Annotated in this window: 20 protein-coding genes and 1 tRNA gene; 7 read left to right on the top strand and 14 right to left on the bottom strand. The window is 37.5% G+C overall.

Going from position 1 to position 18,503, the window contains the following annotated elements; all coding sequences use genetic code 11:
• The first annotated feature begins 34 nt into the window (after nt 1-34).
• Nucleotides 35-334 carry a hypothetical protein gene (locus AC1RJ8_RS00585; RefSeq protein WP_492952268.1) on the top strand — a complete coding sequence of 100 codons (300 nt, stop codon included), beginning with the start codon at nt 35-37 and terminating at the stop codon, nt 332-334.
• A gap of 129 nt (nt 335-463) precedes the next feature.
• Here AC1RJ8_RS00585 and AC1RJ8_RS00580 read toward each other — a convergent pair whose 3' ends face one another.
• Entirely contained in the window at nt 464-1,477 is a 1,014-nt protein-coding gene (locus AC1RJ8_RS00580) for a zinc-binding alcohol dehydrogenase family protein (RefSeq protein WP_492952269.1), read from the bottom strand.
• Between the two features lie 122 nt (nt 1,478-1,599).
• Here AC1RJ8_RS00580 and AC1RJ8_RS00575 point away from each other — a divergent pair, with 122 nt between their 5' ends.
• A complete protein-coding gene (locus tag AC1RJ8_RS00575) occupies nt 1,600-2,439 on the top strand; it encodes an AraC family transcriptional regulator (protein ID WP_492952270.1) in 840 nt (279 codons plus the stop codon).
• Between the two features lie 359 nt (nt 2,440-2,798).
• On the opposite strand, the gene AC1RJ8_RS00570 is transcribed toward AC1RJ8_RS00575, so the two are convergent.
• Nucleotides 2,799-3,473, bottom strand: a complete 675-nt coding sequence (locus tag AC1RJ8_RS00570; RefSeq protein WP_492952271.1) for a hypothetical protein — start codon at nt 3,471-3,473, stop codon at nt 2,799-2,801.
• Between the two features lie 650 nt (nt 3,474-4,123).
• Nucleotides 4,124-4,474, bottom strand: a complete 351-nt coding sequence (locus tag AC1RJ8_RS00565; RefSeq protein WP_057934749.1) for a winged helix-turn-helix transcriptional regulator — start codon at nt 4,472-4,474, stop codon at nt 4,124-4,126.
• 105 nt (nt 4,475-4,579) lie between these two features.
• Here AC1RJ8_RS00565 and AC1RJ8_RS00560 point away from each other — a divergent pair, with 105 nt between their 5' ends.
• Nucleotides 4,580-5,335, top strand: coding sequence for an SDR family NAD(P)-dependent oxidoreductase (locus tag AC1RJ8_RS00560; RefSeq protein WP_492952272.1), 756 nt, complete (start codon nt 4,580-4,582; stop codon nt 5,333-5,335).
• A gap of 13 nt (nt 5,336-5,348) precedes the next feature.
• A complete protein-coding gene (locus tag AC1RJ8_RS00555; protein ID WP_492952273.1) occupies nt 5,349-6,119 on the top strand; it encodes a glucose 1-dehydrogenase in 771 nt (256 codons plus the stop codon).
• A gap of 313 nt (nt 6,120-6,432) precedes the next feature.
• Here AC1RJ8_RS00555 and AC1RJ8_RS00550 read toward each other — a convergent pair.
• The 5 genes from AC1RJ8_RS00550 to AC1RJ8_RS00530 form a co-directional block, all read right to left on the bottom strand.
• Nucleotides 6,433-6,520: transfer RNA gene (locus tag AC1RJ8_RS00550), tRNA-Ser, on the bottom strand.
• A 95-nt stretch (nt 6,521-6,615) separates the two neighbouring features.
• The gene (locus AC1RJ8_RS00545; protein ID WP_492952274.1) at nt 6,616-7,605 is read right to left on the bottom strand and encodes a YihY/virulence factor BrkB family protein; all 990 of its coding nucleotides are present in this window, start codon (nt 7,603-7,605) and stop codon (nt 6,616-6,618) included.
• Between the two features lie 8 nt (nt 7,606-7,613).
• Complete coding sequence (locus AC1RJ8_RS00540; RefSeq protein ID WP_492952275.1) at nt 7,614-8,021, bottom strand: acyl-CoA thioesterase; 408 nt, start codon at nt 8,019-8,021, stop codon at nt 7,614-7,616.
• Nucleotides 8,021-9,076, bottom strand: coding sequence for an endolytic transglycosylase MltG (gene mltG / locus AC1RJ8_RS00535; protein WP_492952276.1), 1,056 nt, complete (start codon nt 9,074-9,076; stop codon nt 8,021-8,023). Before mltG ends, AC1RJ8_RS00540 begins: the two co-directional genes overlap by 1 nt.
• 19 nt (nt 9,077-9,095) lie before the next feature.
• Nucleotides 9,096-9,866: a PASTA domain-containing protein gene (locus tag AC1RJ8_RS00530; RefSeq protein ID WP_492952277.1), complete on the bottom strand. Its 771-nt coding sequence runs from the start codon at nt 9,864-9,866 to the stop codon at nt 9,096-9,098.
• 212 nt (nt 9,867-10,078) lie between these two features.
• On the opposite strand from AC1RJ8_RS00530, the gene AC1RJ8_RS00525 reads away from it, so the two are divergent.
• The 3 genes from AC1RJ8_RS00525 (at nt 10,079) to AC1RJ8_RS00515 (ending at nt 12,524) form a co-directional block, all read left to right on the top strand.
• Nucleotides 10,079-11,065 carry a D-alanine--D-alanine ligase gene (locus AC1RJ8_RS00525; RefSeq protein ID WP_492952278.1) on the top strand — a complete coding sequence of 329 codons (987 nt, stop codon included), beginning with the start codon at nt 10,079-10,081 and terminating at the stop codon, nt 11,063-11,065.
• A gap of 327 nt (nt 11,066-11,392) precedes the next feature.
• Entirely contained in the window at nt 11,393-11,974 is a 582-nt protein-coding gene (locus AC1RJ8_RS00520; protein WP_492952279.1) for a Crp/Fnr family transcriptional regulator, read from the top strand.
• Between the two features lie 157 nt (nt 11,975-12,131).
• Nucleotides 12,132-12,524 carry a DUF983 domain-containing protein gene (locus tag AC1RJ8_RS00515; RefSeq protein ID WP_492952280.1) on the top strand — a complete coding sequence of 131 codons (393 nt, stop codon included), beginning with the start codon at nt 12,132-12,134 and terminating at the stop codon, nt 12,522-12,524.
• A gap of 55 nt (nt 12,525-12,579) precedes the next feature.
• Here the strand turns inward: AC1RJ8_RS00515 and AC1RJ8_RS00510 are convergent, their stop codons facing one another.
• The 6 genes from AC1RJ8_RS00510 to AC1RJ8_RS00485 all read right to left on the bottom strand — a co-directional run bounded on the left by AC1RJ8_RS00510 (nt 12,580) and on the right by AC1RJ8_RS00485 (nt 18,399).
• Complete coding sequence (locus AC1RJ8_RS00510; protein ID WP_492952281.1) at nt 12,580-13,107, bottom strand: hypothetical protein; 528 nt, start codon at nt 13,105-13,107, stop codon at nt 12,580-12,582.
• A 434-nt stretch (nt 13,108-13,541) separates the two neighbouring features.
• Nucleotides 13,542-14,303 carry a copper homeostasis protein CutC gene (locus AC1RJ8_RS00505; protein ID WP_492952282.1) on the bottom strand — a complete coding sequence of 254 codons (762 nt, stop codon included), beginning with the start codon at nt 14,301-14,303 and terminating at the stop codon, nt 13,542-13,544.
• A gap of 21 nt (nt 14,304-14,324) precedes the next feature.
• Nucleotides 14,325-15,203, bottom strand: coding sequence for a YegJ family protein (locus tag AC1RJ8_RS00500; protein WP_492952283.1), 879 nt, complete (start codon nt 15,201-15,203; stop codon nt 14,325-14,327).
• Between the two features lie 43 nt (nt 15,204-15,246).
• Nucleotides 15,247-16,281, bottom strand: coding sequence for a glycosylasparaginase (locus tag AC1RJ8_RS00495; RefSeq protein ID WP_492952284.1), 1,035 nt, complete (start codon nt 16,279-16,281; stop codon nt 15,247-15,249).
• A 148-nt stretch (nt 16,282-16,429) separates the two neighbouring features.
• Nucleotides 16,430-17,233, bottom strand: a complete 804-nt coding sequence (locus tag AC1RJ8_RS00490; RefSeq protein WP_492952285.1) for an amidohydrolase — start codon at nt 17,231-17,233, stop codon at nt 16,430-16,432.
• 20 nt (nt 17,234-17,253) lie between these two features.
• Nucleotides 17,254-18,399: a methionine aminotransferase gene (locus tag AC1RJ8_RS00485; RefSeq protein WP_492952286.1), complete on the bottom strand. Its 1,146-nt coding sequence runs from the start codon at nt 18,397-18,399 to the stop codon at nt 17,254-17,256.
• Nucleotides 18,400-18,503 lie beyond the last annotated feature (104 nt).

Genomic DNA, 18,503 nt, shown 5'->3' with positions numbered 1-18,503 from the left:
ATTCCTTAGTAGTCATCTTTAATAAGCTTCATAAATGAAAGCAAGTATACAATACAATACGTTGAACGGATTGTGGATCCTTTTTATTGACTGTAAATATGAGGATTCTCCGAAATACATTAGGATGATTACGAAAATTATAATCAAAATGTTATCTGGGACCATCATTCCAGGCAATCGGCGAAGGGTTAGATCTGGCAGGCATTACCTGATTCATGAGCACGTTGTAGAATTACACACCGACGAATGGTTTCCTTTGGTATTGGCAAGTGAAAGAAAAGAGCTGTTAGAAGGAATTAAATCTATTTTTCTGGATATGAGCGGGAAAAAATAACCCGCCCAATCTATTTTATCGATCAAAAATACGGGAAGGTTGCTCCGAAAGGAGTAGCCTTTTCTTGTTTTACGGCAATTGCAATACGGTAATACGGCAACATACTATCTGCAAATGACCGTTAGCTGATTAATATTCGATTACAACCTTACCAATAGTTTTTCCGCTTTCTAATAAGCGGTGTGCTTCTTTTAGGTTTTCTGCTGTAAATCCTTTCAGTATGCTATTTAACGTTGTTTTAAGCGTGCCATTGTCAAAAAGTTCGGCGAGTTTATTTAAAATATGGTGTTGCGCTTCCATATCATCGGTTTGATACATCGAACGGGTGTACATCAATTCCCATGAAAAAGTAACACTTTTGTTTTTTAATTTATTCAGTGCAATAGGAGTGGCTGAACCGGTAATGGAAACAATATGGCCTTGTGGTTTGATCAATTCTACTATGGCATCCCAATAGCCATTTAAATCAACAAAATCTAGGATAAAGTCTACTTCCTGACAACCTGCTGAACGTATTTCTTCAACCAGGTTTTTATGGTCTACTACCAAATCGGCTCCCATAGCCAGGCACCATTCTTTGGTTTCTGTACGCGAAGCTGTGGTAATTACCTTTAGTCCGCTTATTTTTTTTGCGAGCTGTATGGCAATTGAACCTACGCCACCGGCACCCCCAATAATAAGTATACTTTTTCCTTTATCTTTTTGCTCGCTGATGCGGATACGATCGTATAATGATTCCCATGCTGTAAGTGCAGTTAAGGGCATAGCAGCAGCTTCGGTATTGCTAAGTGTACTTGGCTTTAAGCCTACAATACGCTCATCTATTAATTGATATTCGGCATTGCTTCCACTGCGCGTAAGGTCGCCAGCATAATAAACCGCATCACCAGGCTTAAAAAAAGTAACTGCTTCTCCAACTGCTTCTACCGTTCCGGTCGCATCCCAGCCAATCACTTTCGGTGTTTCCAGCACGGTATCTTTAGCACTGTTCTGGCGAACCTTATAATCTACCGGATTTACACTGATTGCATTTATCTTAACCAGTATATCGCGTCCGCTAGGTTGTGGAACAGCTGTTTCAAATTCGATAAAACTTTCTTCTGCCGAAATGGGTAATGAGGTTTTAAATCCTATAGCTTTCATGATGTCTTTATATTAATATACAATTTTATAATTTCTGTAAGGCAAATATAAACTGATATAGTGTTATTATTCAGTATAAATTTGCTTTTAATTGGTAAATTTGCGCTATTGGTTAGCACAAAATGAATAGAGAAACTTTATACGAACCTTTTGAAATTGTTTATAAAAAGCTAGACGAATGTCCGAAAGAAGGCCATAAACATTTATTTTTTGAACTGATATATATTTTATCGGGCACAGGAAAGCAATGCATCAATAACAATAAATTTGATTATTATGCCGGCCATATGTTTCTGATTACGCCAGAAGATTGCCATTCGTTTGAGATAGAAACCACTACCGAATTTTTCTTTCTACGTTTCGGAAATGTATACATCCGCTCGAAGGATTTTCGTACCGATGATGTACAACGGATGGAGTATATCCTGCAGAATGCCAGTCATCAACCAGGCTGTATCCTAAAAAATTTTTCAGATAAACCTTTTATCCGGTCGCTTATTGATGCAATGATGGCCGAATATGTAAACCGCGATCTATATAACAAAGAGTTAATTGCGAAAATGGTAGATACGATGATTGTTGTGGTAGCCCGAAATATTGCCAAATACCTGCCAGCTGCCATTAAAGAAGATGCCGAAGGGAAAACCCTGGCCTTACTAAACTATATCCAGGCGAATATTTATAACCCGGAGAAATTAAGGGCCGAAAAACTGAGCAGCCGGTTTGGTATATCTGAGAATTACTTTGGTAAGTATTTCAAGAAACATACCAACGAAACGCTTCAGCAATATATAGCCAATTTAAGGATTAAACTGGTTGAGGCACGGTTACGTTTCAGTAACATGCGGATCAATGAAATTGCCTATGAGTTGGGCTTTACAGACGAAAGCCATTTGAATAAATTTTTTAAATCGCAGAGAGGATTAAGCCTTAAAGCTTTTAGAAATTCGCTTGTGGTTTAAATACAACTTACAGTTGCTAAAAAGCAACAAAAAGTAGCGTAATTACAACTATAACGATCGGTTGATTTGCTGAATCTGGCTAAGCGGCTAAATGTTTTAGAATTATTTTCACAGTGAGTAAGTTTCATTTCTTTGCTTTTTGAAAGGCACGAAGAATCACATAGAATATTCTGACACCAAAGCAATTCTTTTCCAAATGCCCGAAGGAGATCAAACACATAATTCAAATTTTAAGTGGGTAATTATTTATTAAATATTACCCACTTAGGTATAACTAAAAATTAATTCAAAGCGTTCTTTCACGACTATTTAGTAGAATCTATTTATGAGACGGCCACTAAATAATTTGGTCGGGAATATTAATTTTTAAATGATTTTAAAAATGTCAAATTTGGATCCTTTATTAGAGGTTTAAAGATCAGTTTTCTAACAATTTTCTCTTCACCAGAGGGCGTTTCAAGTTCAAGTTGGTAAATACGGCCACCAAATTTTGATTCTAGGTTTGGTGCAAATGACGGTTCTGAAGCTGTGTATGGCTTTCTTAAATATGCTGTAAATATTTGCCCTTTCATTTGTCCGGTGTTAGGAGTGAAGACAATTTTCTTTAATGTCAAACCATCCAGCTTAATTTCTGATTCATCAAATTTTTCCCCGTTATAATACTTGAAGTTAATTTCGAAACCATTCACTTTACTCTGAAATGGTAAAAATTTAAGATTTGTCTTTTTACTTAAATTTTCTATAGTTGCGTACTTCTTATTGTTAAAATCAATGATATTATAGCCACTTGCAACGATTTTTCTACTTTGTTTGTTAAGAAAGTCGGTATCACTTATAGTTTTAAGAAGTTCCAGTACCATTGAGTTGTTCACAAACAAGGTATCCTGCTTATAAATTGTCATAGAATTGTTCTTATTGCTGCCAAAATAGATGGTGTGTACATAAAGACCTTGTAGCTTGAGATCATTTTTTTGTGCAAGCACGCTCTTTGAAACAAAAAACATGCTTATCGTTAGGTAGATTATTTTAATCATTAAAATTCATTAATTGCCTTTCCACCGCTTTGAACATTTTTGTCGCGCTTACAACCCTAGATGATTGAACTTCTGATCCAATGCCCATGAAAGAAACTCTTCCTCCAGTATAGGTCCAGAAATTATATATCCCGAATAGTCTGTATGATTAAGTTCTTCATAACTAAGCAAAACCGTAAATCCATATAAACTACTTCCCAAGTGTAACAAACTTTCTATTGAATATCTATATCCTACTGAAGGATCATGTTCCATTATTACATATGTAAGCCGCATCGAATATAAGTATTAAGGATGTCTTATTATTACATCGAAAATGCGCATTACACATAGAGGTGTATTTTCAGTATAAATCGGTTAAAATCCTTGACGTAATGATTGGCAACACTTAAAAACATATCTTTACGCTCTACCTTCGCCCTTACGAATAAATATTACAAAGCTATTAAAACCTTGGTTAATTGCGTATCAAAATAAAATACAGCTTGTTGAGCAGCCTGAAAACTGAAATTATTGTTGGCCCTAAATTTATGATCCATTTTCCATCCATAGATTCCGGAAATTTTGGATAAAGTAATATAATCTTATAGCCCTTCCATACCAGGAGTTATCCCTCAGGGTTGAACCTACCTACAGGCCTCGAATGGCTTTCATCCAACAATTTCCTTTCGGTGCTGAATTCCCCAGTCCGTCAGATTGTTGATTATGGTCTGTAGCGTTTTACCATGCTTGGTAAGCTCGTATTGAATGGTGACAGGATGCGTGTCTAAAACTGTTCTTTTGACCAATTTGTTTATCTCCAATTCTTTCAATTCCTTACTGAGCATTTTATTTGAAATTCCGATAACATCATTTAAAATGTCGGAAAATCTCCGTTTATTATAATGGCATATCGATGAAATGATGTAGATTTTCCATTTTCCACTTAAAACATCCATCGAATCATGGATGGCCATCATCTCTTTTTTACGATCATTTTGATCTATTGGTTTGCACTCCATATGTTACTTTGTTACCTCTAGGTTACTGTTACTTTTTGAAACAAAGTAACTAAAATATATTAACATAGCATAACTTTGTTGCTCAATAATTCAATAAGCAATAAAATGAGTAGATTAAAAAATAGGGTGGCTATTGTTACCGGGGCATCAAAAGGAATAGGTGCCGCCATAGCCCGTCATTTCGCCGCAGAGGGTGCGAAAGTGGTTGTAAATTATGCATCAAGCAAAGAAGACGCCGATAAAGTTGTTAAAACGATTACAGCTAACGGTGGAACTGCTATTGCTATACAGGGCGATATATCAAATCAGGCTGATGTAAGCAAGTTATTTGAAGAAACAAAAGAAGCTTTCGGTACATTGGATATCCTGGTAAATAATGCAGGTATTTACCAATACTTACCTATTGAACAGGTATCAGAGGAATCTTTTCATCAGCAGTTCAATATTAATGTTTTAGGTTCTGTTTTTACCATTCAGGGAGCTTTAAAGCTGTTCGGCAATAAGGGTGGGAATATCATCAATATCAGTTCAGGTGCAAGTAATACCCCTTTACCAACAGGGAGTGTATATTCTGCAACCAAGGCAGCATTGGATGCCGTAACCATTGCTTTATCGAAGGAGTTTAGTGGCAGAAATATCCGTATCAATTCTATTTTGCCCGGTGTTGTGGAAACAGAGGGTTCGCACAGTGCAGGATTTATTGGGAGTGAATTTGAAGCCAGATTAGTTGCCACCACACCGCTTGGACGTACCGGGCAGCCGGAAGATATAGCAAAAGTGGCCGTATTTCTTGCCTCCGACGAGGCGGCATGGATAACAGGAGAAAAAATTTCGGTTTCAGGAGGTATTTACGGAATATAACAGATAACTAAAGATGAATAAATTAAAAAATAAGGTCGCTGTTATTACCGGCGGCAACAGTGGGATTGGTTTTGGAATTGCGGAAGCTTTCAAAAATGAAGGAGCAGTAGGTGTAATTACCGGCAGAAATAAGGCTACTTTGGACCGTTCGGTCGCGGAACTAGGCGAAGATTTTGTGGGGGTAACAGGAGATGTAACCGTTAACAAAGATCTGGAAAACATTTTCAGGAAAACCATTGAGCGGTTTGGCAAGATCGATGTCCTCGTAGTAAATGCCGGAGGTATTGTTGATGGTATGCCGATGGCCGCAATCAATGATGTTACTGAGGAAAACTATGACAGTTATATGGACCTCAATCTGAAAAGCACCTATTTCACCGTCCAAAAATCCCTGCCTTACCTAAATGACGGTGCATCGGTTATCTTGATAGGATCTAGCGCTGCTCATCGGGCTGCACCCGGGATGACCATTTACGGAGCGGCAAAAGCAGCTGTCATATCGCTTGCCAAAGGTTTATCTTTGGATTTACTACCCAGAAAAATAAGGGTGAATACGCTTTCGCCCGGATCTATTGATACCCCGGTTTTCGGAAAGATCGTCCCCGAAGAGCAATTGGATCAAGTGAAGCAGATGTGGATCGATATTACACCAGTTGGTAGGCAAGGATTGCCTTCGGATATCGGAAATGCTGCTGTATTTCTGGCATCTGATGATTCATCCTTTATAGTGGGTACGGAAATTCTTTCCGACGGTGGTCTCACCAATATCAGCCTGATGAAATAGGAGAGAAAACGAAAACGTGCTTTTACCTATGAACCTTCGAACGGACAGTTTGAGGGTTCATTCATTACTGGTTTGAATAATACCCCGATTTTAAACTGCATTCAGGCCTTTTAAAAGAAACAGCCTTCTGTTTTCAGAAACTTTCAGTCATGTAAATAAAACTTAACTGAAATTAAGAAGACTTAAAATAACTTTTTAATTTAAAGACTTCCTGAATTCCAAGGGGGGGAAATATTCAAGTTAATATAGTATATGACTTAGCAATTTTTTTAGACATAAAAAAAACGGGTCTATTAAGACCCGTTTTTTCATTTGGCGGAAAGCGAGGGATTCGAACCCCCGGACCTGTTACAGTCAACAGTTTTCAAGACTGCCGCATTCGACCACTCTGCCAGCTTTCCGGAGGCAAAAGTACGAACTCCGGTTAAATCTGCAAACTATGAATGCTTTTTTTTTATATAAACTTGATAATTACTTAACACAGAGGGAGAAAAAATTATTTCTTCTGGATATTTTCTTCAATTGGCTCCGATTTTTTGAACAAATTAAAGGTAGGGCGGATAATTTTTACACTTCTTTTGCTCACATCAACACTGGCATTGAGCTCAAAACCGATCAATAAAATCAAAGAATTAAGGTAAAGCCAGATCATCACTACAATTAATGTTCCGATAGAACCATATACTTTGTTGTAGGAAGCAAAATGGTTAATGTAAAAAGAAAAACCCCAAATAGTAAGGAAAGCTAAAATGGTAGCCAGCCAGGAACCTGCACTAAAGAAACGCCATTTTTTAGAATGTGCCGGCCCGTATCGATATAAGATAGATACCGTTAAAAAATATAAAATAGCCAGTAGTGCCCACTGGGTAAACTGTACGGCAAAGGCCAGGAAACTACCTTTAATGTGGAGTTCGTTTGTGATCTTATTCAGTAAAACTTCTCCCAGAGTCATGGCGCTGATGCAGATGATGATCGAAAAGCAGATAATGATTGTTAAAACGAGTGCAATTAAGCGTTGTTTTAACCAGCCCCTGGTTTCGATAATCAATGATGATTTGTTAAAAGCCTTCATTAAATTTTTAACCCCATTGGTGGCAAAAAATATGGCCGATAAAAAACCGAAAGATAGTAAGCCTCTGTTCTGGTTTTTAATAATGTCTTTTAATGTGGTTTCAAAGGCATCAAAAGCATTATGCGGCAGTACAAGCTGTATTAAGTTTAGCAGTTGATCCTGGAAACCTTTGATTGGAATAAAGGGAATTAAGGTAAACAGGAAGATAATGCCAGGGAAGATAGCCAGCATAAAACTGTAAGCTAAAGATGATGACTTGTTTACCAAAGCATCTTTGCCAATTTCACGAAAGAAAAATGTAGCTACAGTGTACAATGGAAGTGGGCTAAAACCAGGCAAAACGCATCCCTTCGTCCATTCGATAAATCTAGAATAGAGTTTAAGATGTAACAATTGCCTATGTAACCATTCCATTGTATTTATTAATTAAAAAACACCGATAGTTTTTCCATAAAATTTTCGGGTGGATTTGTAGGTTTATTTTTCTTCATATCAACAAAAACCAGTGTAGTGGTCCCAATGTTTATGAGCTCTTCTTTTTCGTTATACAACTCATACTCGAAAAAGATCCTGATGCCTGGCAAGGTTTTGATGATTGTTTTTACGGTAATTTCCTGGTCGTAAAGGGCAGGTTTAATGTATTTGCACTTTAATTCCAAAACAGGCATCATAATTCCGTCAGCCTCCATCGAGCTATAGCTCATACCCAAACTGCGCAACATTTCTACCCGGCCTACTTCGTAGTATTGTGCATAATTGCCATAATACATATAGCCCATCTGATCGGTTTCGCCATACCGAACCCTGATTTTTGTACTGTGGCTATACATTATTTAAAAATGTTTCTTTTGTTTAAAGCTTCACGATATTTCTTTGCATTGATTTCGTGCTGCGCTTTATTTTCAGCAAAATTATGGTAGCCAGAAAAATCTTCTTTGGCACACATGTAAATATAATTGTTGTTGTCGCGGTTTAATACAGCATCAATTGCATTAATACTTGGCATCATAATCGGTCCCGGAGGCAAACCAGCGTACTTATAAGTGTTGTAAAGCGATTGTACCTGTAATAATTTTCCGGTTACCCTTTTAACCGTAAAATCGTTGTTTGCAAAAATCACCGTCGGATCAGCCTGTAACAATATGCCTTTATTCAAACGGTTTAAATACAAACCCGCTATAATGGGCATTTCTTTGTCGTAAAGTGCCTCTGCATCAACAATAGAAGCCAGGGTATATACCTGTACTGGAGTCAGGTTTAAACTTGCTGCTTTTTGTTTCCGCTCGGCTGTCCAGAATTTATCATATTCCTTGTGCATGCGTTCAAAAAAATCAACCGGCGAAATATTCCAGTACATTTCGTAAGTATTCGGGATAAACATCGCGTAAACATTATCCTGGTTAAAACCATATTTGCTAATCAGTGCAGTAGAATCTAAAACATTGATAAAACTTAATGAATCGGCTTCCAGGTTGCTGGCCAGATATGCAGCAAAATTTTCTTTCTTGCGGATGTTGTGAAATTTCAATTTAACCGGATCCTGATTTCCTGCTTTAATTAAGTTAATCAAACTGCGGTTGGTCATTCCTTTGGTTAAACGGTAACGTCCGGGTTTAACACTTGTAGCTAAATTCATTTTTCCGGCAGCTGCAGTAAAAGAAGAGATGCTTTTTACCAGATCTTTCTTTTTAATTTCTGCGATCAGATCATCGTAGCTGCTTCCGGTTTTGATATATAGATATTTTTGATTTTCGGTAACGTTAGGGGCAAAGTAAAGCCTGTAAATATTTAACGCAAAGTAACCAGCAATTAAAATAACAACAATTGCAATAACGATTGCCACTTTTTTGCCTGTACTCATGTTCTTTTTTTCTACTTCAGTCATCTGTAATATGATACGTGTTTTATTGTTGTTTGTTAGATAGGGTAATGTTAATTTTTGTGCCTATAGCCACTTTGGTTAACGAATCAACCAGCATAGGATCTTGTTTAATAATAATAGCGGCAGCACTATCGGTAATGGGCCCATCGTAAATAATAGTCCCTAAACTCAGGTTCGAGCCTCTTAGGCTAAATTTCGCTTCATCCATTGTTAATCCCATTAGTTGTGGAATATCTACTTCTTCGTTTCCACGTCCATCGCCCAGTACCAGGTTAATTCTCGAGCCAACAGGCACAATCTGTCCGGCAGCTATGGGCTGACCACCAAAGGAGGCTTCTAAAACCACGTCGCGGCTTACATCTGGTTTATAGCTTGTATCTCCAAGTTTTAATCTCGAACTCTCTATAATAGCCTGTGCTTCTCTTAAGGTCTTAAACGCTATATCAGGGAATTTTGTATTCGGTGTTTTACCTGCATTAATGGTTAAGTAAATGGTACGGTTATCTTTAACAAAAGTATTGGGATCAGGATCCTGATCAATTACAATTCCTGCAGGCTGATCCATAATAAAAACAGAATCTACTTCATATTTTAATCCGGCATCTTCGAGTTTCTTAACTGCCTGCTCAAAAGATAAGCCTTTTACCATAGGCACATTTAGGCCTTGTCCGTGTTTGGTATAATATCTTAAACTAAAAAAAGCGACCAATAGAAGCACCACAACCGTTACTATTGCAGCTAAAATATTGTTTCTAAACGATTTGGTTTTTAAATAATCTATAAATTTAGACATGAATCTTAATTTGGGTTATGCGTACAAGCTCAAATGTAACTATTTTAATGATTGATTGAATTATAGAATCCATTTCCTCATTCCGTCATGCTCTAATTCCTTCATTCAACCATTGAATAAATTCTCTCCTTCAATATTATTAAAGCACAAAGATATTTATATTTTTGAGGATATATTTATATTCAATTTCTATTTATAAAAGGATTTTTAACATGAAGAAAACGATAGCATTGTTAACAGGCGGTACCACAGGCGAATGGGTAGTTTCGGTGAAAAGCGCAGCCACCATTGCTCAAAATATCGATCCCGATTTATACGATGTGTATAAGATTATGCTGAACGAAAAGGGCTGGTTTTATGAGCCTGCTGATTCTGTAAAAATTGAAATAGATAAAAATGATTTTTCCTTAACGCTCGAAGGAAGAAAAATTAAGTTCGACGGTGTTTTTATTGCTATCCATGGTTCGCCCGGTGAGGATGGAAAGTTACAGGGCTATTTCGATATGTTAGGTATCCGGTACACTGCCTGCGATGCATTAACTTCATCAATTACGATGAATAAAGGTTATACCAAAGCTGTTGTAGAAGGTATTGATAACCTGTACACCGCAAAATCTGTTCAGATATTTAAAGGTGGAAACTATAACTTAAATCAAATTAAGCAAGATTTAAGGTTGCCTTATTTTGTTAAACCAAATAGTGGGGGCAGTAGTATTGGCATGAGTAAGGTAAAACATGCCGATGATCTGGAAAGTGCTATAGAAAAAGCTTTTAAAGAAGATGATCAGATTTTAATTGAGGAGTTTGTTAGTGGTAGAGAGTTTTCGATAGGCATTTTTGGCGCTGAAGGAAAAGTTATTGTTTTGCCAGCTACAGAAGTGATTCCGGCAAATGAGTTTTTTGATTTCGAAGCCAAATATACGCCCGGTGCAACTGAAGAAATTACACCCGGTAGAATGACGGAAGAAGAGGTGAGCCGCGTGCAGCAGGTGGTAAAGGATGTATATAAGAAGCTAAATTGCAGGGGAGTGGTACGTGTTGATTATTTCCTGGAAGAAGGAACCGGTAAGTTTTATTTTATCGAAATCAATACCATTCCCGGGCAAACAGCAACCAGTTTTATTCCACAACAGGTAGCGGCAATGGGCATTACACTGAAAGAGTTTTATACCCGTTTAATGAAAGAAACATTAGGTTAGTCTTCATAAACCTGATCATTGTTAGAACCCGATAGTAAAAACACAATAATTTAGGGAATAGCGCGCGTTGTAAATCTTTATTGTATTAGTTAGCTATTGGAACCATAGCCTTAAGATTTTCATATGCACCTACCGTGTGGACACATCTTTTGAAATTCCATTAGCATTGACCGTCATTGCCAGGTTGACTGGCAATCTTAATACAATAGAAAGGTTAGTGAGTCGTTTGTGAAGCCTTAAGATTCCCGTTTTCACGGGAATGACGCAAGATCTTCTAATATTTTTTATCACCCAAATACCCACTATTCCGAAAAAGCCTAAATGACGATGAACTTCCAAAAACTGATTGATAAAGGCTTAAAAGTTAAAAGCTATCCTAAAGATTCGGTTATTTACGAGCCTGGTAAGCAGCCGCGCTATGTGTACTTTATTAAATCAGGTGAGGTAAGAATGGTTACTGTTAGCGATGAAGGAAAGGAATTTATTCAAGGGGTTTTTAAAACGGGCCAGTATTTTGGCGAACCTGCATTATTAATCAACAGGCCTTATTTAGCTTTTACCATCACCAATAAAGATTCGCAGCTAATTGCTGTAAATAAAGAAGATTTCTTTGATCTGATCAAAAACGAGCCCGATTTTAGCATGGAGCTGATCCGTACTTTAAGTAACCGTCTTTTTTATAAATCGATGATGCTGGAAGAACTGGCGAGTGAAAAGGCTGAGCATAGATTATTAACGATTATCAATTACCTTCTCGACGATATTGCATTAGGTGAAAATTTAAAGGTAACGCGACAGGAATTAGCAGATATGACCGGTTTAAGGGTAGAAACAGTTATCCGTGGCACTAAAATACTGGCCGAAAAAGGCCTAATCAAAACCATTAAAGGGAAAATAGTAAAGGTTTAGTGTTTATTGGGAAAGTATTAATGAACCCATGACAAATTTACAATAAACAAATGACCAATGAACTAGTGAACCAATATACTAATACCTCAAACATGATGCAGATCATAAATTAGTTTTTAATTTTAGCCTTACCTTTGTGGTATTAAATTAGAAGATTATGGCTGAGTTATCTAAATTTCAAGCGTTTTTACAGTGTAAATGTCCACGCTGCCGTAAAGGAGATATCTTTACTGGAAGTGCTTATTCTTTCAGATTACAAAAAACTAATATTGCCTGTCCGTATTGCAATTTAAAATTTGAGCGTGAGCCAGGATTTTTCTATGTAGCGATGTTTGTAAGTTATGCCATGAATGTTGCAGAAATTATTACCATTGGAGTAGCATCATATGTTTTAGGCTTGCCTTTAGTTTATGAAAACCTGTGGTATTATGTAGGTTTAATCTTAACAGGTGTTTTACTGTTATCACCCATTAATTATCGTTATTCGAGGGTTATTTTACTTCATTACCTTACACCAGGCCTGCATTATGTTCCAGGAAGTGGGGATTAATAAATTATAGATAGGAGAGCGGATAATTTTAAATAGTCCGCCCGCCCTTTTTTAGCTATTTCTTCATTGGGTGCTGAACATATTCTGATAATCTGACAACCTTTCCATTTTTCAATTTAATATCGTTAAACAAAGCTACTGTATCGGTTTTACCTTCTTTTGTTGTAGAAACCTGGTTGTACCATAAGCTTACCCATTCTTCACTTTTATCTTTATTTATAACCGATTCCATGTCTTGCATCTCGATTTTAAAGCCTTTCATTTTGTCGAATTCACCCTGTAATTCTTTCAGGAGCTGAGGTTTTGTCCCTTTAAATTTGTAACCATCCAGTTCTAAAGCCACACTGTCCGCAAGCACCTTGCTCATACTGGCTGTATCCAAATTTTCGAATGTTTTAATAAGGGTCATTGCGGTTACCGCATTTTTTGTATCGGGGTTCATTTCCCAATTTTGTACCTGTTTAATAGTATAGGGGTACTTTGTACTATCTGCAGCTACTGCCATATCGGTAGTTTTAGCTTCCTTATTTTCGCATGCTGCAAAAAGTAAGGTAGCCATGATGAGGGATGATAATTTCTTCATGATAATTAGTTTATTGGTTTGATTAAATATAACTAATTACTTGAATATTAATTGGATGTATACAGTTTTTGTTCGTGGGTTTACATACTGGAATAAAATACAACAGCTATTTAAATAAATAACAAAACGTGAATCCTGTTCAAAGTATTGGTTGTTAAAATGATCTTAACAGTTTATACCATAATGCGGATAAAATATAACACAAGTGTATTATAATTATTTTTTATTAGAAAATGTTTATCCAGTAATGCTTCGGGAACAGCAGTCCCGTTATTCGCTATAGCTCCGATAAAAGATCGGAGGCTGCAGCTTCTACCGGGTTTATAGAACAAGAGCTTGTATGAAAAGTCACCAATCCTTATTGTAAACGAGTACTATTTTAAGTTTCTGTATAGTTCTATGATTTTTCTATTGCGGTCGAATAACGATTGAAATTAATTATTTATGGTACTGTTAATACAATCTACCAAAGCTTTTACTTTTATTTCGGAGGTGAGTTCGTAACGATATTCATCCTCAATACTGCCCATTTTGGCTTCCGTATTTCTAAATTCCATTTTACTTGGCACAAATTCCTTTGCTGAAGCATGAAATTGTGTGGCACCTGTTTGATTAATAAGATTTTTTACATTGCTTTCATTTATGCCAGCGCCGGGCATGATGGTAATCCGGCCATTGGCCTTTTTTACAAGCTGCGCCAGTTTTTCTGCCCCCAGGATTGCAGAAGAAGCACCTCCTGAGGTAAGTACCCTTTTTATGTTGAGTGCAATTAAATCTTCCAGGGCCTGATCCATATCGTTACTCATATCAAATGCCCTGTGGAAAGCTACCTCCATAGGTTTGGCCAGCTCAATTAATTCAGCACACCGTTCTTTATCGATGGTGCCATCTGCTTTAAGTATTCCGGTAACTATACCTTCGCAATTTAATGATCTGCAGATTTTTATATCTTCTTTCATTAATTCAAACTCCATTTCGGAATACAGAAAATCGCCTCCGCGCGGACGGATAATTGGCCAAACTTCAATGGATAGGTTTTTCTTAGCCAGAGCAATTTGAGCATAACTTGGCGTGGTACCACCTTCAGCCAGGTTATCACAAAACTCTACTCTTTTCGCTCCGCCATTTTGGGCAGCTAATGCCGATTGATAAGAATTAGCACATACTTCTAAGCAACCCATTGCCACTTCACTCATTATATTAGATTTAAATGTATATTATTCATGCGGCCCTGCTGGCCCTAAAACTACCCATCCCTTTGGCGATTTGTAGGTATTAAGCAACTGTACTGATTTTCCGCCATCTGGATACCAGCATACTTCTGTAATTACCCAATGCGTTTCGTCAACTTTTTTACGTTCGGGAAAAGCATTTTGGACAGTAGAAAAATCAGGGAAGCCATGTTCTTCTATATTATTGATGAAAGATAGTTTAAGTACTTCAGCGGTTTCGTTGATGATATCCTGATCAATCTCCATCTTCATCACAGAAAGTAAGGATTTAGCTTCTTCAAAAAAATCTTTACAGGCTATTGCAGCATCAATATCTTTGTTGTTGTAAGCTTTTTCGATCGCCAGAATGGCGCCTTCTGGTGTTTCGAGATCAGCTTTGAAATGATCAACGCCCTCATCAATATATAAACCTATGCTGTTATCAAACGCTGCTTTCTCTTTTTCTGCAATGCCATCCCTAATGGCCCGTATGGTATAACCGCCAATTAATCTTCCGTTTTCAATAATCATCCAATCCGAGATTAAATCGCGCTTTATGCCGATTTTTTGATTAAATTTTATGGAGCGAATGTTTACCGGTTCGTTTCCAACGGTACCAAATAAGTTCCCTTCATCATCAAAGTGTGGATCTGTTAACCAGATATGTTCGCCTTCATCACCATCTGTAATGAGCACTTTAACAGAAAAATAGTTTTGGTAAGGTTGTTTGTTTTTTAAACTTTCTTCAAAATACCACAGGGTTAAATTGGCTTTTTCAATCGCCCAGTTCATGCGTTGGTCTTCGTTCGGCACATAAACCATATCTGGCTCACCCTCGCGCTCGGCAACGTTTTTCTTTCCGAAAATTTTAGATAATAATCCCATTTACCGTTTCATTTTTGTTAATCGTTTGGGAAAATTCAACATATTAATAATAGCTTTTGCCTTTGATTAAAAGATCTTGTTTTTCTGCGTTGCAAACGGCATAACTAAAACCCTTCTGAATGGCATAAGCACCATATTCGCCTTTTTTGTTGATGGCTAAAAATCCTACCTGTATATTTTTGGCAGTTTCGGGTTTCTTTTTAATAATACGCATTACCGCTTCTTTACAGGCGGCTTCGGGGGCATAACCCTGACGCATTAATTCTACCACCAAAAATGACCCAACGTTTCTTACCACCTCTTCACCTACACCAGTTGAAGTTGCACCACCCACTTCATTGTCTACATAAAGGCCAGCGCCAATAATCGGACTGTCGCCAATTCTCCCATGTAATTTATAGGCCATACCACTGGTGGTACAGGCACCAGAAATGTTTCCTTTAGCATCAATAGCCAGCATACCAATGGTATCGTGGTTATATTGGTTTCCAGGGAGTTTTTGTGGCGCAGCTTTCTGGTAGAGCTTATTTTCGATATTCATTACTGGCGCATATTTCGCTGTCTTTAACCACTCTTTCCAGGCTTTTTCGCTTGCGGGTGTAAGTAAGTTTTCCTTTTTAAACCCCTGCTCCAAAGCAAACTGCAAGGCACCATCACCAGCCAACATCACATGTGGTGTTTTTTCCATCACTTTACGTGCAACCGATATAGGGTGTTTAATATATTCGAGTGCTAAAACGGCTCCACAGTTACCGAGTTCATCCATAATACAGGCATCGAGGGTAACACGGCCATCGCGATCTGGCAAACCGCCATATCCGACTGATTGATTCTTTTCATCAGCTTCGGGCACCCAAACGCCCTGCTCTACAGCATCTAAGGCACGTCCACCGGCTGATAGAACCTTCCATGCATCAGCATTAGCCGCAATTCCAAAGTCCCAGGTAGAAATTACAATTGGGAAATTTTCTGCTTTTGTTTCTTCATGCGGAATTACATTTGCAATACTACTTTTATCAATGGCCAGCAATCCGGCCGATAGGGCAGATGCTTTTATAAATTTGCGGCGGTTAAACATGTGTGCGCTTATTGTTTGTGATGGTTAATTGTTTAACTGGTTAAATGCTAAATCCACAACATTTTTCAATTGTTACATTGTTGAGATTGCTAAATTATTGAAACGATCGCTCCAGTTTGATTATTGTAATTTGAATATTGGTTATTATTTAACTAATAGTAAACCTATCCGCATCCTTTAAAAAGGGAAATTGCCTTCTGATTTTAACCAGTTCTTCGTAATTGATACTGAATGTATATAAATCTTCGTCTTCTGGTTTATAATAAACGGTATTACCGTAAGGATCCAGGCACATGGATAATCCACTGTGGTAAATTTGGTTTCCATCATGCCCAACGCGGTTTACGGCAATAACATAACTTTGATTTTCTATTGCCCTGGCCGGAATCAATGCTTTCCAATGTGCCGATCGCTTATCGGGCCAGTTGGCAACCAAAAGTAAGATGTCGTATTCCTGATCTACATTGCGTAACCAAACCGGAAAACGCAAATCGTAACAAATGGCTAATCTGATTTTCCATCCTTTAAGTTCGACAATAAGTTTTTCTTTACCAGGACTAAAGTGCTGATCTTCATCGCCCATGCCAAACAAGTGGCGTTTATCGTAATGCTGGTTTTTGCCATCTGGTTCCATCCAGATCAAACGGTTAAAATATTGATTGTTTTCTTTTATAATGATGCTTCCCGTAACTACGCAGTTGTACTGATGTGCCATTTTTTGCATCCACTGCATCGTTTTTCCACCCATTTCTTCGGCCAAGGCTTCAGAATTCATGCTAAAACCCGTGTTAAACATTTCAGGTAAAATAATAATATCGGTTTTTTCCCTTACACCCATCGATAATCTAAGTGCCAGATTCAAAAGGTTTTTCTCAATGTTTTCCCAAAAAAGATAGGCCTGAAAGACAGTTACTTTCAGATTTTCTATTTGAGTGTACACAGGTGCTTCCATTGTATTTAGGTTTTGTCTGGTTAAACGTTTTTTAATTTCTCCGCCGCTAAGGCAAGTGTAGCGTTTTCTTTAGCAAAGCAGAACCTGATAATTTTATGATCGGTTGCTTTCTGGTAAAATGCAGAAACAGGAATAGTGGCTACGCCAAATTCCTTGATTAGCCTCATGCTAAAATCGGTGTCTTTTTCATCGCTGATACTGCTGTAGCTTGCGCATTGAAAATACGAACCGTTGCAAGGTAAAAGCTTAAAACGGCTTTCGGCCAAAAGGCTTCTGAAATAATCTCTTTTCTGTTGAAAGAACGTGCCTATTTCAGTATAATTTTTAGGTTCTTTAATATAATCGGCAATAGCTTGCTGCATGGGACTATTAACGCTGAAAACATTAAATTGGTGTACCTTTCTAAATTCTTTGGTTAATTTCTCAGGCGCTAAACAATAACCCAGCTTCCAGCCGGTAGCGTGCAAGAGTTTGCCAAAGGAGGCTACAATAAAACTTCTTTGCTTTAATTCTGGATAAAGCATTACACTTTGGTGCTTTTGCTCATCGTAAATTAAATGCTCATAAACTTCGTCGCTCAGGATTAGAATATCGGTGCCTGTAATCAGTTTAATAAGCGATTTCATATCATCTGATGATAAAATACTACCCGTTGGGTTTTGTGGCGTATTTAAGATAATCATCCTGGTTTTGGCCGTAAACAATTTCTTAACCATGTCCCAGTCAATTGCATAACTCGGCGGGGCAAGCTCATACGTTTTAACCAGGCCTCCTAAAAGTTTAATGGTAGGTGCGTAACTATCATAGGCTGGCTCGAAAATGATAACTTCATCACCTGCATTGATAATGGCAGCCAATGCGGTAAAAATAGCTTGGGTTCCACCTGCTGTAACCGTAATTTCTGTTTCAGGATTATAATTTATGTTATATAGTTTTTCTACTTTCTCTGCAATGGTTTCTTTTAAAAAAGTAGAACCAGGCATTGGCGCATATTGATTAAAACCATCTTGCATGGCTTTATTTACCAATTCAACAAGTTTTGGATCGCAGGCATAATCAGGAAATCCCTGAGAAAGATTAATGGCATTGTGTTCTGCAGCAAGTTTACTCATCACCGAAAAAATGGTGGTACTTACGCCAGGGAGTTTAGATTGTATATTAAGCATCTTATAAGCGAAAATAGGAAAAAAAAGCTTAAAGCGTAAAACCTATGCCAAAGCCCGCTGCTTAGTAGCATGGTTATTATTGTGATTGATTAAAACTTTATCAG

This window comes from Pedobacter sp. GW822-FHT03F06 (genome assembly GCF_058801365.1).
This window is presented reverse-complemented; position numbering and strand designations above follow the sequence as displayed.

What these genes read in the sequence shown, in the direction of transcription:
- AC1RJ8_RS00585 (WP_492952268.1), top strand. Translation starts at nt 35, where the DNA reads ATGAAAGCAAGTATACAATACAATACGTTGAACGGATTGTGGATCCTT.
- AC1RJ8_RS00580 (WP_492952269.1), bottom strand. Translation starts at nt 1,477, where the DNA reads ATGAAAGCTATAGGATTTAAAACCTCATTACCCATTTCGGCAGAAGAA.
- AC1RJ8_RS00575 (WP_492952270.1), top strand. Translation starts at nt 1,600, where the DNA reads ATGAATAGAGAAACTTTATACGAACCTTTTGAAATTGTTTATAAAAAG.
- AC1RJ8_RS00570 (WP_492952271.1), bottom strand. Translation starts at nt 3,473, where the DNA reads ATGATTAAAATAATCTACCTAACGATAAGCATGTTTTTTGTTTCAAAG.
- AC1RJ8_RS00565 (WP_057934749.1), bottom strand. Translation starts at nt 4,474, where the DNA reads ATGGAGTGCAAACCAATAGATCAAAATGATCGTAAAAAAGAGATGATG.
- AC1RJ8_RS00560 (WP_492952272.1), top strand. Translation starts at nt 4,580, where the DNA reads ATGAGTAGATTAAAAAATAGGGTGGCTATTGTTACCGGGGCATCAAAA.
- AC1RJ8_RS00555 (WP_492952273.1), top strand. Translation starts at nt 5,349, where the DNA reads ATGAATAAATTAAAAAATAAGGTCGCTGTTATTACCGGCGGCAACAGT.
- AC1RJ8_RS00545 (WP_492952274.1), bottom strand. Translation starts at nt 7,605, where the DNA reads ATGGAATGGTTACATAGGCAATTGTTACATCTTAAACTCTATTCTAGA.
- AC1RJ8_RS00540 (WP_492952275.1), bottom strand. Translation starts at nt 8,021, where the DNA reads ATGTATAGCCACAGTACAAAAATCAGGGTTCGGTATGGCGAAACCGAT.
- mltG (WP_492952276.1), bottom strand. Translation starts at nt 9,076, where the DNA reads ATGACTGAAGTAGAAAAAAAGAACATGAGTACAGGCAAAAAAGTGGCA.
- AC1RJ8_RS00530 (WP_492952277.1), bottom strand. Translation starts at nt 9,866, where the DNA reads ATGTCTAAATTTATAGATTATTTAAAAACCAAATCGTTTAGAAACAAT.
- AC1RJ8_RS00525 (WP_492952278.1), top strand. Translation starts at nt 10,079, where the DNA reads ATGAAGAAAACGATAGCATTGTTAACAGGCGGTACCACAGGCGAATGG.
- AC1RJ8_RS00520 (WP_492952279.1), top strand. Translation starts at nt 11,393, where the DNA reads ATGAACTTCCAAAAACTGATTGATAAAGGCTTAAAAGTTAAAAGCTAT.
- AC1RJ8_RS00515 (WP_492952280.1), top strand. Translation starts at nt 12,132, where the DNA reads ATGGCTGAGTTATCTAAATTTCAAGCGTTTTTACAGTGTAAATGTCCA.
- AC1RJ8_RS00510 (WP_492952281.1), bottom strand. Translation starts at nt 13,107, where the DNA reads ATGAAGAAATTATCATCCCTCATCATGGCTACCTTACTTTTTGCAGCA.
- AC1RJ8_RS00505 (WP_492952282.1), bottom strand. Translation starts at nt 14,303, where the DNA reads ATGAGTGAAGTGGCAATGGGTTGCTTAGAAGTATGTGCTAATTCTTAT.
- AC1RJ8_RS00500 (WP_492952283.1), bottom strand. Translation starts at nt 15,203, where the DNA reads ATGGGATTATTATCTAAAATTTTCGGAAAGAAAAACGTTGCCGAGCGC.
- AC1RJ8_RS00495 (WP_492952284.1), bottom strand. Translation starts at nt 16,281, where the DNA reads ATGTTTAACCGCCGCAAATTTATAAAAGCATCTGCCCTATCGGCCGGA.
- AC1RJ8_RS00490 (WP_492952285.1), bottom strand. Translation starts at nt 17,233, where the DNA reads ATGGAAGCACCTGTGTACACTCAAATAGAAAATCTGAAAGTAACTGTC.
- AC1RJ8_RS00485 (WP_492952286.1), bottom strand. Translation starts at nt 18,399, where the DNA reads ATGCTTAATATACAATCTAAACTCCCTGGCGTAAGTACCACCATTTTT.